This is a genomic window from Empedobacter sp. GD03865, assembly GCF_029840775.1.
GTDB classification, from domain to species: Bacteria; Bacteroidota; Bacteroidia; order Flavobacteriales; family Weeksellaceae; genus Empedobacter; species Empedobacter falsenii_B.
Genome location: NZ_JAOCDF010000050.1, coordinates 1 through 12383 on the forward strand (window position 1 = coordinate 1; position 12383 = coordinate 12383).

General features: G+C 31.8%; 11 protein-coding genes. 5 read left to right on the forward strand and 6 right to left on the reverse strand.

The window, feature by feature from the left end; all coding sequences use genetic code 11:
* Positions 1–86: 86 nt before the first annotated feature.
* Positions 87–773 (reverse strand): tRNA (guanosine(37)-N1)-methyltransferase TrmD, encoded by a 687-nt coding sequence (trmD, locus tag N5D46_RS14030; RefSeq protein WP_125349373.1) that lies wholly within the window; start codon positions 771–773, stop codon positions 87–89.
* 252 nt (positions 774–1025) lie between these two features.
* Here trmD and hemB point away from each other — a divergent pair, with 252 nt between their 5' ends.
* The gene (gene hemB, locus N5D46_RS14035; RefSeq protein ID WP_280050366.1) at positions 1026–2021 is read left to right on the forward strand and encodes a porphobilinogen synthase; all 996 of its coding nucleotides are present in this window, start codon (positions 1026–1028) and stop codon (positions 2019–2021) included.
* Positions 2022–2076: 55 nt separating this feature from the next.
* Here hemB and N5D46_RS14040 read toward each other — a convergent pair whose 3' ends face one another.
* Positions 2077–2439: a hypothetical protein gene (locus tag N5D46_RS14040; protein ID WP_280050367.1), complete on the reverse strand. Its 363-nt coding sequence runs from the start codon at positions 2437–2439 to the stop codon at positions 2077–2079.
* 116 nt (positions 2440–2555) lie between these two features.
* On the opposite strand from N5D46_RS14040, the gene ffh reads away from it, so the two are divergent.
* Together ffh and N5D46_RS14050 are read left to right on the forward strand one after the other, a co-directional pair.
* The gene (ffh, locus tag N5D46_RS14045) at positions 2556–3917 is read left to right on the forward strand and encodes a signal recognition particle protein (RefSeq protein WP_280035688.1); all 1362 of its coding nucleotides are present in this window, start codon (positions 2556–2558) and stop codon (positions 3915–3917) included.
* A 608-nt stretch (positions 3918–4525) separates the two neighbouring features.
* Positions 4526–6928 (forward strand): heavy metal translocating P-type ATPase, encoded by a 2403-nt coding sequence (locus tag N5D46_RS14050; RefSeq protein WP_280050368.1) that lies wholly within the window; start codon positions 4526–4528, stop codon positions 6926–6928.
* A 56-nt stretch (positions 6929–6984) separates the two neighbouring features.
* On the opposite strand, the gene N5D46_RS14055 is transcribed toward N5D46_RS14050, so the two are convergent.
* The 3 genes from N5D46_RS14055 to fumC form a co-directional block, all read right to left on the reverse strand.
* On the reverse strand, positions 6985–7437 hold the full coding sequence (locus tag N5D46_RS14055; protein ID WP_280050369.1) for an RES family NAD+ phosphorylase: 453 nt from the start codon (positions 7435–7437) through the stop codon (positions 6985–6987).
* A 2-nt stretch (positions 7438–7439) separates the two neighbouring features.
* Complete coding sequence (locus tag N5D46_RS14060; RefSeq protein WP_038334185.1) at positions 7440–7874, reverse strand: MbcA/ParS/Xre antitoxin family protein; 435 nt, start codon at positions 7872–7874, stop codon at positions 7440–7442.
* Positions 7875–8003: 129 nt separating this feature from the next.
* Positions 8004–9401 carry a class II fumarate hydratase gene (gene fumC, locus N5D46_RS14065; protein ID WP_180904387.1) on the reverse strand — a complete coding sequence of 466 codons (1398 nt, stop codon included), beginning with the start codon at positions 9399–9401 and terminating at the stop codon, positions 8004–8006.
* Between the two features lie 136 nt (positions 9402–9537).
* On the opposite strand from fumC, the gene N5D46_RS14070 reads away from it, so the two are divergent.
* The gene (locus N5D46_RS14070) at positions 9538–9744 is read left to right on the forward strand and encodes a hypothetical protein (RefSeq protein WP_038334195.1); all 207 of its coding nucleotides are present in this window, start codon (positions 9538–9540) and stop codon (positions 9742–9744) included.
* A gap of 50 nt (positions 9745–9794) precedes the next feature.
* Here the strand turns inward: N5D46_RS14070 and N5D46_RS14075 are convergent, their stop codons facing one another.
* On the reverse strand, positions 9795–10247 hold the full coding sequence (locus N5D46_RS14075) for an SRPBCC domain-containing protein (RefSeq protein WP_280050370.1): 453 nt from the start codon (positions 10245–10247) through the stop codon (positions 9795–9797).
* Positions 10248–10350: 103 nt separating this feature from the next.
* Between N5D46_RS14075 and pafA the strand changes: the two genes are divergently transcribed.
* On the forward strand, positions 10351–11997 hold the full coding sequence (gene pafA / locus N5D46_RS14080; protein ID WP_280050371.1) for an alkaline phosphatase PafA: 1647 nt from the start codon (positions 10351–10353) through the stop codon (positions 11995–11997).
* The last annotated feature ends 386 nt before the right edge of the window (positions 11998–12383 follow it).

The window sequence follows — 12383 nt, forward strand, 5'->3', positions numbered from 1 at the left end:
AGATGTATTTCATAAATAATATATTGAATTAAGATACAATAAATTATTTATGAAAAAAAGCTTCCAATTCGGAAGCTTTTTTTAGTTTATTTTGATCTTTTTTCTAACAAATCTGGGCGACGTTCTTTTGTACGTTCAACTGCTTTTTCATGCAACCATTCTTCAATTTTAGGAAAGTTACCCGAAAGTAAAACATCAGGAACTTTAAGACCTTTATATTCGGCTGGACGCGTATAAATTGGTGGCGCTAACAAATCATCTTGAAACGAATCTGAAAGGGCAGAAGTCTCATCACCAATTACGCCAGGTAATAAACGAATAATAGAATCAGCCAAAATAATTGCGCCAAATTCTCCACCAGAAAGCACATAATCGCCAATCGAAATTTCTCTTGTAACATACATATCTCGAATACGTTGATCGATTCCCTTATAATGTCCACAAATCATCATAAGATTTCCTTTCAATGACAAATCATTCGCAATTGTTTGATTCAACGTTTCACCATCTGGCGTCAAATAAATAATTTCATCATAAGTACGTTCATCTTTCAATTTCGAAATCATTTTGTCCAAAGGCTCACACATAATCACCATTCCAGAAGTTCCTCCATACGGATAATCATCTACATGACGATAACGTCCTTTTCCAAAATCTCTCAAATCGTGAACATGAATTTCAGCTAAACCTTTGTCTTGTGCACGTTTCATAATCGAGGCAGAAAATGGACTAACTAATAATTCGGGTAAAACAGTGATAATATCTATTCGCATGCTGCAAAGATATTTGTTTAGCTACGTTTGCGCAAGTTTAAATTTATTTTTTGAATTTGATTGTTTTAACTGAATTTATAAATTCTTCTTGTGATCCCACAAGAAATTAATCCAAATAATATGATGAATGACAAATATTTTAACTGATTATTCAAATGATTGATTTTCTTTTAAAATTAATAAATATAATTGATATTATTCATTAGCCTTATTCAAATGAAATCGAGTAAATTTGTCTAAAATTTTAATCAAATGTTTTTATATAACAGACATAGACGACTACGCAAAAATGAATCAATTCGTAGTATGATTCGCGAAAATCATTTGTCACCAAACGATTTTATTTTACCAATTTTTATGGCTGAAGGAGAAGGTGTGAAAGAAGAAATTGCTGCAATGCCAGGTATTTACCGCCAATCTCTTGACAATACTGTAAAAGAAGTAAAAGAAATTTGGGATTTAGGTATAAAATCAGTTAACACATATTGTAAAGTTAGTGATAACTTAAAAGATAATACAGGTAAAGAGGCTTGGAATCCAAACGGATTGATGCAAAATACAATCAAAGCAATTAAAGATGCAGTTCCAGAAATGATTGTAATGCCTGATGTTGCCTTAGATCCATATTCAATTTATGGTCACGACGGAATCATCAAAAATGGAGAAGTTATTAATGATGAAACTGTTGACGCTTTGGTAAAAATGACGTTGTCTCATGCAGAAGCTGGTGCAGATTTTGTTGCGCCTTCTGATATGATGGATGGTCGAATAGGAGCGATGCGTGCTGCGTTGGAGGAAAACGGTTTTCATAATGTAGGAATCATGACGTATGCTGCGAAATATGCATCATCTTTTTATGGACCTTTCCGTACAGCCTTAGATTCTGCGCCAGTTGATTCTCAAGAAATTCCGAAAGATAAAAAAACCTATCAAATGGATTACCATAATTCGCAAGAAGCGTTGCGCGAAGCAATTGCTGATGTAGAAGAAGGTGCAGATATTTTGATGGTAAAACCAGGTATGGCTTATTTAGATATTGTGAAATTAGTGAAAGATAATTTACAAGTTCCGGTTTCTGTTTATCAGGTTTCAGGTGAATATGCGATGATAAAAGCTGCTGTAGAAAAAGGCTGGTTAGATAATGATAAAGTTATTTTAGAGTCTTTAACTTGTTTCAAAAGAGCAGGAGCAGACCTAATTTCAACTTACTTTGCAAAAGAAGCTGCAAGGTTATTGAATGATCAATAAATTAGTTCAAAATAGAAATAAAAAATCCACTTCAAATGAGTGGATTTTTTTTGTTTTATAGCGAATAATTAATCATTTTCGCTGTAAATTGTTGTTTTTCTAATGTAGATAGAAAATATTTTTGTTCAGCTTCCGCTTGTTCTTTTTTCTGATAATTCTTTTCGTAACCCGTTTGAATTTCTTTTAAAGAACTAATCGTTCCATTTTTTAATAAATAATTCTGAAACTTTGTATATCTATCTGCCAGTTTGCCATAGATATCTTTGTTATCGATGCTTGCTTCATAAACATCTGTTACATAAACCTCATTATCTTGTCCATAAGCGATGGAAAAAAAATAATAAGTTTGATTATTCTTTGTTTGACTGAAAACTATTCCAGTAACAAAGAATAAAAATAGTATTAAACCTTTTTTCATTCAACCAAAATTTGAGCACGCAAGTTAATCATTATAACCTAATTAAAACCCTTGTTGTGTGATTTTATATTATTCGGTATAAATTTTTTATATTTGTGTCCTAAAATTGACTCAAAATGTTTCAAAATCTTCAGGATAAATTAGATAAAGCATTACATACCTTAAAAGGAAAAGGACAAATTACAGAAATTAACGTTGCAGAAACCGTAAAAGAGGTGCGTAGAGCGCTTGTTGATGCCGACGTTAGTTATAAAGTTGCAAAAGATTTTACAAATACAGTAAAAGAAAAAGCTTTAGGTGAAAACGTAATTACATCGCTTAATCCTGGACAATTAATGGTAAAAATTGTTCATGATGAATTAGCAAAATTAATGGGAGGTGAGGTTACTGAACTGAAAGTAGACGATAATCCGACAATTATATTGATTGCTGGTTTACAAGGTTCTGGTAAAACAACTTTTTCTGGTAAATTAGCTAATTTCCTAAAAACTAAGAAAAACAAAAAAGTATTATTAGTTGCTGGTGATGTTTATCGTCCTGCAGCCATCAATCAGTTACAAGTTTTAGGAGAACAAATTGGTGTTGATGTTTATGCTGATTTAGAAAACAAAAATCCTGTAGAAATTGCTCAATCAGCAATTGCACAAGCAAAACAAAACGGAAATAATGTAATTATTGTCGATACAGCTGGTCGTTTAGCGATTGATGAGCAAATGATGGATGAAATTCGTCGCGTTCACCAAACAGTTAATCCAACCGAAACTTTATTTGTTGTAGACTCTATGACAGGACAAGATGCGGTGAATACTGCAAAAGCCTTCAATGAAGTGTTAAATTATAATGGAGTTGTTTTAACAAAATTAGACGGTGATACACGTGGTGGAGCTGCTTTAACGATTAGAACTGTTGTTGATAAGCCAATCAAATTTATTTCTACTGGTGAGAAAATGGAAGCTTTAGATGTTTTCTATCCAGAACGTATGGCGGATCGTATTTTGGGAATGGGTGACGTTGTTTCGTTAGTAGAGCGTGCTCAAGAGCAATTTGACGAAGAAGAAGCAAAACGTTTGCAAAAGAAAATTGCAAAAAATAGCTTCGATTTTGATGATTTCTTAAAACAAATTCAGCAAATCAAACGTATGGGTAATATGAAAGATTTGGTCGGAATGATTCCTGGTGCTGGAAAAGCATTAAAAGATGTAGATATTGACGACAATGCTTTTAAAGGTGTTGAAGCGATTATTCACTCAATGACAAAAAAAGAGCGTCAAAATCCAAATATTATCGATAATTCTCGTAAGAAAAGAATTGCAGCTGGTTCTGGAACATCTTTACAAGAAGTGAATCAATTATTGAAACAATTCTCTGAAATGGGAAAAATGATGAAATTTATGAATTCTTCAAATGGTAAAAAGATGATGGAAACAATGTATAAAAATATGCCTGCAGGTGGATTCCCAGGAATGCCAAAAATGTAATCACAATTATTTATATAGCTAAAAACCTCCAATAATTTGGAGGTTTTTTTTATAGATTTTATTTTTGTTTCGTAAACGTTAAGTTTGAACCATTTGAACCATCAACATAGGATTGGTTCAATTTGTTAATTATAAATTTAATGAAAAATATTTAAACGCAACATTAAATATAAGTTAGTGGTATAAGTTTATTCAATTTAACATAATATATATTATAACATTATTATTTCTATGAAATATTAATGTTAATAATCTTTATTATGTTAAATAAGAAAATTAAAGAATCTCCTAGACAGATATTTTTTATAGAGTTTAGATATCCTTTTTGGAATATCCATATGTTCTAATTATCCAAAATTAAATAATCCAAATAATCTTCAGAAACGTCTTTTATCATCAATTCATTTGCACTTACAGTTAAAGTTCGATTCATCAAATAAAAACTCGAACCTCCTAAGATTATGGTTATTTGTATTATCAACAAAATGATGGCGTAAAACGTTTTAATATCATTTTAAAGTAATTGGTAAAAAGTGTAACTTTAACCTCTAATTATATAATATTTTCTTGCCAAAATCTTTGGAAATTTGTCCTATAAAATTACTCTTATGAATGCACAAACACTTACTATACCGATTACCAATTTGAATTCAGAAAAAAATGTTGAACTCATCAATAAATTACTTTCTGAAATAGAAAATCTTGATGAATATACTGTGAATTTAGATGCTAAAACGATTAATGTTTCGACAAAAAAATTATGGAAAGTCTCACCTAAAATCTATGAAATTTTAAAGCAAAATAACTTCAAAATAGATTCTGTCGAAAAATCGTATCCCGTTCTCAATATGACGTGTGCTTCGTGTGCGAGTAGTTCTCAAGCGAATCTTAATCGTCAGTTGGGCGTTGTAAATGCGGAGGTGAATTACGGAAATGGAATGGGAAAAATCGAGTACATTCCTACTCTTGTTTCTCCAGAAAATTTGAAAAATGCTTTAGTAGAAGTTGGCTATGATTTGGTGATTGATGAGTCTAAAAATCAAGATGAAGAAATAGAACAACTTCACGAAGAAAAATATAAAACGCTGAAAAATAAAGTGATTTGGGCGCTAATATTTGGAGTTCCTTTATTTATTATCGGAATGTTTTTTATGGATATGCCTTACGGAAATTACATTATGTGGGCACTTTCTACGCCAATTCTTTTTATTTTTGGACAACAATTTTTCGTCGGTGCTTGGAAACAATTGAAAAATAAATCGGCTAATATGGATACTTTGGTTGCTTTGAGTACTAGTGTAGCCTATCTTTTTAGCGTTTTCAATACATTATTTCCAGAATATTGGCACAGCAAAGGTTTACACGCGCATCCTTATTTCGAGGCTGCTGGTTTAATCATCGTTTTTATCTTGATTGGTAAATTGATGGAAGAACGTGCGAAAGGAAATACTTCCGAAGCGATCAAGAAATTAATCGGTTTACAACCTAATACTGTGTTGGTTGTGAAAGATGGAAATCAGGTTGAAGTGAAGATTGAAGATGTACAAATTGGCGATTTGATTGTTGCAAAACCTGGAGATAAAATTGCGGTTGATGGAATTATTGTTTCGGGAGAATCTTTTATCGATGAAAGTTCATTGACAGGAGAGCCAATTCCGGTAGAAAAAGGAATTGATGCGAATGTTTTTTCAGGAACTTTAAATCAAAACTCTCCTATTCAATATAAAGCCTTGAAAGTAGGGAATGATACACTTTTGTCTCAAATTATTCAATCAGTAAAAAATGCACAAGGAAGTAAAGCGCCAGTTCAACAATTGGTAGACAAAATTGCAGGTGTTTTTGTTCCGATTGTGATTATTATTGCAATTTTAACGTTTATTACTTGGTTAATTTTAGGTCAAGAAAATGCTTTTACAATGGCACTTTTATCGATGATTACTGTGCTTGTTATTGCTTGTCCTTGTGCACTTGGATTGGCAACGCCTACCGCGATTATGGTTGGAATGGGAAAAGGTGCTGAGCAAGGAATTTTGATCAAAAATGCCGAAAGTTTAGAATTAGCGAAGAAAATTGATACAATTATTTTAGATAAAACAGGAACAATTACCGAAGGAAAACCGAAAGTACAAGAATTGATTTGGTTTGATGATTCTGCTAAAAATGTACTTTATACAATCGAAAATAATTCGCAACATCCTTTAGCAAAAGCGATTACAGAACATATTGGAGAGCAAGATATTTTACCTGAACTAAAAATTGAAGATGTATCTGGAAAAGGTTTGAAAGCTAATATTTTAGATAAAGTTTATTATGTTGGAAAAACAAGTTGGATAAATGAATTAAATATTCAGATTGATGAAAAGGTTGAACAAGCTATTCAAGATTTTTCGACTAAAAATTATACCACTTCTTTCTTTGGAAATGATGAAAAAGTTTTGGGATTAATTGGAATTTCTGATGAAATAAAAGCAACTTCTGTTGAAGCTATTAAAGCTTTTCATGAAAAAGGAATTGAAGTTTGGATGGTAACTGGTGACAACGAGTTTTCGGCAAATGCAATTGCAAAACAAGTCGGAATTGATCAAGTGGTCGCAAATGCTTTACCAAATGATAAAATGAATATTATCAAAGATTTGCAACAAAAAGGAAAAGTTGTTGCAATGGTTGGTGATGGAATTAATGATAGTGCAGCGTTGGCTCAGGCAGATGTTTCGATTGCAATGGGTAATGGTTCTGATATTGCGATTGATGTGGCAGAAGTTACGTTGATTGGCGGAGATTTGACAAAAATCGATCATGCAATTAATTTATCTACGCAAACGGTCAAAACAATTCATCAAAATTTATTTTGGGCATTTATTTACAATGTAATAGGAATTCCAATCGCTGCTGGAGTGCTTTATCCAATTAACGGATTTTTGTTAGATCCTATGATTGCTGGTGCTGCAATGGCTTTGAGTAGTGTAAGTGTTGTAACAAATAGTTTATTGTTAAAGTATAAAAAGATTTAATAATCTCTAAAATATTCATAAAAAAAATCGGCTAAATATTTAGTCGATTTTTTTTTTTATAACAAACGATCATCCCAATTATAATCTTCTAATTCTTTGATTTTAACCTTTGAAGCAAAACCAGGATGTTTTGTATTGATTAAATAATTATACTCTTTTGGAATAATTGACGATGGAACTTTGATAACCAAATATTTAAAATCTTGATACCAAGCAGAACCAATTTCTTGTAACTCGGGATAAGCCTCTACAGATTGCCAATTTTTAGGTAATTTAGACTTCTTTATTTCATAAATCTCATCTTCTTCACAATCAATTTCTATCACTAATAATTTGTACGAATTATCAATGCTAATAGAACTTCGGTGCACGACCAATTCTAAGGTTGAGAGCGCACGAGAACTTCCTGTGTAAATAACAAATTCATCATTTTTATTCCATCTGTTGGCAACTCCAGAAGCTTGTAATGATTTTGAATATCTCGCTTTACGAATATTGAAAACTAACATTATTACACGTTTTCTCCGTACTCTATCGCAGTTAAACGATTATCGATAAATTTGAGACCTGAAACTGTATCAAGAAAATCTGCTGGCGATTTTTTATCTAACAAAACATTAGGCGTTGTTAACCATTTCTCAAAATCATCTTTTGTATTGAAAACCTCCAAACCGTGCTTGTATAAAGAAATCAATAAAACAATATGCTCTTTTGTATTGTCTTTAAGAGATACATCTTTTGTTTTGTAATTTCTGTAGGTACGCGTTGTGATATTTAACCAACTTGAGATTATTTCGTCTTTTAGCGTTGATAATTCATCAAGATATTGAATGTATTTTTGATCAATATTATAACGATTTACGTAAAAATAAACACTCGTAAAATCTCTTACTTCAGGGATTTCATTTATGATTTGTTCGTATTTTTTTAGTTTAACAGTTGCCATAATTCTAAACTTTTACTAAAGTTACAATTTTTCCTCTTAAGAAAGGAACTTTTTCTCAAATTTAAATAAATTTAACAAAAAAAGAGGTTACCTAAGCAACCTCTCTGTGATATAATGATTTAAAATTTCTTATTTCAAAGAACCAACCATATCTTCAGGTTTTACCCATTCGTCAAATTCTTCGGCAGTTACATATCCTAATGCGATTGCAGTTTCTTTTAACGTAGAGTTATTTTTATGAGCTGTTTGAGCAATTTCTGCAGCTTTGTAGTAACCAATTTTTGTATTAAGCGCTGTAACTAACATTAATGAATTATCAACTAATTCTTTAATACGAGCATAATTTGGCTCGATACCTTGCGCACAATGCTCGTCAAAAGATACACAAGCATCTCCTAATAAACGTGCAGATTGCAAGAAGTTTGCAGCCATAACTGGTTTGAAAACATTCAATTCGTAATGACCTTGAGTTCCTCCAATTGTAATTGCAACATCGTTACCCATAACTTGAGCTGCAACCATTGTTAATGCCTCACATTGAGTTGGATTTACTTTACCTGGCATGATAGAAGATCCTGGTTCGTTTTCTGGAATGATAATTTCTCCAATACCTGAACGAGGTCCAGAAGCTAACATACGAACGTCATTTGCAATTTTGTTTAATGAAACAGCTAATTGTTTCAAAGCTCCGTGAGTTTCTACGATTGCATCGTGAGCAGCTAATGCTTCGAACTTATTTTCTGCTGTTACAAATGGATGACCTGTAAATTCAGCAATGTATTTAGCAACTAAAACATCGTATCCTTCTGGCGTGTTAAGACCTGTACCTACAGCAGTTCCACCTAAAGCAACTTCAGATAAATGCTCTAATGTATTTCTTAAAGCTTTTAAACCGTGGTTTAATTGCGCTACATATCCAGAAATCTCTTGACCTAAAGTTAATGGAGTTGCATCCATTAAGTGTGTACGACCAATTTTTACAACAGATTTAAACTCTTCTGCTTTCTTAGCTAATGTGTCACGTAATTGCTCAACACCTGGAATTGTTACTTCAACAACAGCTTTGTAAGCAGCAATGTGCATACCTGTTGGGAAAGTATCATTAGAAGATTGAGATTTGTTAACGTCGTCATTCGCTTTAAGAACTGGTTCACCTTCTCCAATTTTGAATCCAGCTAAAACTTGCGCACGATTAGCAACAACTTCATTCACATTCATATTAGATTGAGTTCCTGAACCTGTTTGCCAAATTACTAAAGGAAATTGATCATCTAATTTTCCTGCTAAAATTTCGTCACATACAGCAGCAATAGCATCACGTTTTTCAACTGGTAAAACACCTAATTCAGCATTTGCATAAGCAGCAGCTTTCTTAAGATAAGCGAAACCTTCTACAATTTCGTGAGGCATAGAAGCCGCAGGACCAATTTTAAAGTTGTTACGAGAACGTTCTGTTTGAGCACCCCAGTATTTATCTGCAGGAACTTTTACTTCCCCCATGGTGTCTTTCTCAATTCTGTATTCCATTTTGGTATTTTTTATTATTTATATATTGTTTACTTATCTCACAAATTTAAGAAATCGTTTGATGAAAGAAAAGTGATTAATGTTAGTATTTCTATAAATTTTATTTACTAAGTTTGTATCACATAAAAATAAAATCATGATTCAATTTTTAGGTTTCTTATTATTCTTAACAATCGCTTTATGCGGATTCTGGGGTATCATCTTTTTTGCAACGATGGCTATTTCTTGGATTCCATTTTGGGTTGCGAATTTAAGAAAAGAAAAAGCTGGAATAGTAACAGCAGAAGATCCTCGTCCGATTTTACCAAATCAAGAAGGAATCACAGTATTATTCAAAAAATAATAAGCTGTAAAAAAAAATTAAAAGGAACTTGACGAAGTTCCTTTTTTTATTTATTCGACTTTCGAATCTTCTTCATAATTTCCTTCCAAATAATTTTTCAAACTAATTCGGATAATTTCTGTCCAACCAGCTTCAAAACTTTCGCGCGAGAAATTCTTATCATCAGGCGGAAAAGTTTCAATTCCTTCATGAATTAGCGTTAATTTTGTTTGCGGAACAATTTCATCTGTTAATTCATCCAAAATAAATGTAACAACAGAATTTCCTTCGTAGACTGGATATTTCCATGTATAAGCTAATAATTTAGTCGGCTCTACTTCTACTATTTTACAATGATGTAAATATGATCCGCCATAAAATTCAAACTCAAATCCAACTTTTGGAACAAACTTCTCAATATCAAAATACCATTTATCAAAAGCAGCTTTTGTCGTCAAGGCATTCCACAGTTTCTCAATTGAAACATCAAAAATTTCTACTATTTCTACAGGCTTTGCACTCATACTCTATTTTTTTATGATTTTGTTTAATTTACTAATTTTTTAATTATTATTTAAATTTAGCCCAAAATTTAATTGTTACATTTGCTATTGTAAAATTTTTAAAATGAAATTTAATAAGACTTTTTTAAGTGTTTTAGGACTATTTGCTGGTCTTTCGCTATACGCGCAACAAGAGGTTAGCCGTCCAAAATTAGTAGTTGGTATCGTTGTCGATCAAATGAGATGGGATTATTTATATCGTTACCAAGATAGATATTCTACAGGAGGTTTCAATCGTATGTTAAACGAAGGTTTTAGCAACGAAAACACCTATATTCCTTATATACCTACTTATACAGCTATTGGTCATAGTACTATTTATACGGGTTCTGTACCTGCTATTCACGGAATTGCTGGGAACGATTTTATCATTCAAGCTACAGGACAAGAAATGTATTGTACGCAAGATGATGCTGTAAATGGGGTTGGAACTTCATCAAAAGCAGGAAAAATGTCTCCAAAAAACTTGTTGACATCTACAGTTACTGATCAATTAAAATTAGCAACAAATTTCCGTTCAAAAGTATATGGAGTTTCGTTAAAAGATCGTGGAGGAATATTACCTGCAGGTCATTTTGCTGATGCTGCTTTTTGGTTTGATGGAGAATCTGGAAACTGGGTTTCGAGTACATTTTATATGAATGAGTTGCCAAAATGGTTACAAAAATTCAATGATAAAAAAGTTGCTGAAAAATATTTAGACAAATGGAACACACTTTATCCGATTGATACTTATGTACAAAGTGAAAAAGATGGAAATCCATATCGCGAAAATTATAAAGGATTAGATAAAATGCAATTTCCTTATGATTTGAAAGCGTTGAAAAAAGACAATGGTTTAGGTTTGATTCGCTCTACTCCTTTCGGAAATTCGTTGACAAAAGATATTGCGATTGAAATTATTGATAACGAAAAATTAGGTCAAAATGAGAAAGGAATTACAGATTTTTTAGCGGTTAGTTTCTCTTCTACTGATTATGTTGGACATCAATTTTCTCCAAATACAATCGAAGCCGAAGATACTTATTTGCGTTTAGATAAAGACTTGGAACAATTATTTAATCACTTAGACCAAAAAGTTGGAAAAGGACAATATTTAGTTTTCTTGACTGCAGATCATGGTGGAGCTCATAATCCTAAATATTTCCAAGATAAAAAAGGTAATGCAGGATACTTTCCAACTGGAGAAGTAAAAAAAGCATTAAATGCTAAATTACAAGAGAAATTCAAATCTACTGATATTGTACGCTCATTGACAAATTATCAGGTTCATTTGAATTATCAAACGATCGAACAAAATAAATTAGACGAAGAAGATATCAAAGAAGAAATCGTAAAGTTTATGCAAAAAGTTGATGGTGTTTCTTTCGTAGCTGATATGGATAAAATTGGAGAAGCTTCTATTCCTGCGATTATCAAAGAACGAATGGTTAACGGTTACAATCGTAAACGTAGCGGTGCTATTACTTATATTTTAGAACCACAATGGTACGGCGGAAAACAAAATGCTGGAGGAACAACACACGGAACTTGGGGGGCTTACGATGCTCACATTCCATTTGTTTTGATGGGTTGGGGTATAAAACATGGTAAAAATAATAACCGTGTTTATATGACAGATATCGCACCTACAGTTGCCGCTTTGCTACATATAGAAGAGCCAAACGGAAATATTGGCGAACCAGTTTCTGAAGTAACAAATCCAAAATAATCTTATAAAAGATAATTCTAAAAACGCAACTTAATTAGTTGCGTTTTTTTTTGTTTCTATAATTATTATTTACTCTATTTCAATTGTTTAAATTTTATAATTAAAGAAATTAACGATTAACATCTATAACATTATTTTGATAAATAATAAGCTCATATTATTGATAATGAGAAAAATATAAATAAGAGGGGGTAATGAGGGATTTGTTTTAAGAGGAAAATCAGCATTTTTCGTTGATTTGTAATAGAAGATAATTATACAAAATCATGAGAAATTATAGAACGTTATAATATTCCAAAAACAACATTGTATAAATGGATAATTTTTAATATTCTGCACAATATTAGTAAAAGAGTATAATTTTCTCCAATTAAATTAATAACTTT

Coding starts and splice junctions, on each gene's coding strand:
- trmD (WP_125349373.1), bottom strand. CDS start 773: ATGCGAATAGATATTATCACTGTTTTACCCGAATTATTAGTTAGTCCA.
- hemB (WP_280050366.1), top strand. CDS start 1,026: ATGTTTTTATATAACAGACATAGACGACTACGCAAAAATGAATCAATT.
- N5D46_RS14040 (WP_280050367.1), bottom strand. CDS start 2,439: ATGAAAAAAGGTTTAATACTATTTTTATTCTTTGTTACTGGAATAGTT.
- ffh (WP_280035688.1), top strand. CDS start 2,556: ATGTTTCAAAATCTTCAGGATAAATTAGATAAAGCATTACATACCTTA.
- N5D46_RS14050 (WP_280050368.1), top strand. CDS start 4,526: ATGAATGCACAAACACTTACTATACCGATTACCAATTTGAATTCAGAA.
- N5D46_RS14055 (WP_280050369.1), bottom strand. CDS start 7,437: ATGTTAGTTTTCAATATTCGTAAAGCGAGATATTCAAAATCATTACAA.
- N5D46_RS14060 (WP_038334185.1), bottom strand. CDS start 7,874: ATGGCAACTGTTAAACTAAAAAAATACGAACAAATCATAAATGAAATC.
- fumC (WP_180904387.1), bottom strand. CDS start 9,401: ATGGAATACAGAATTGAGAAAGACACCATGGGGGAAGTAAAAGTTCCT.
- N5D46_RS14070 (WP_038334195.1), top strand. CDS start 9,538: ATGATTCAATTTTTAGGTTTCTTATTATTCTTAACAATCGCTTTATGC.
- N5D46_RS14075 (WP_280050370.1), bottom strand. CDS start 10,247: ATGAGTGCAAAGCCTGTAGAAATAGTAGAAATTTTTGATGTTTCAATT.
- pafA (WP_280050371.1), top strand. CDS start 10,351: ATGAAATTTAATAAGACTTTTTTAAGTGTTTTAGGACTATTTGCTGGT.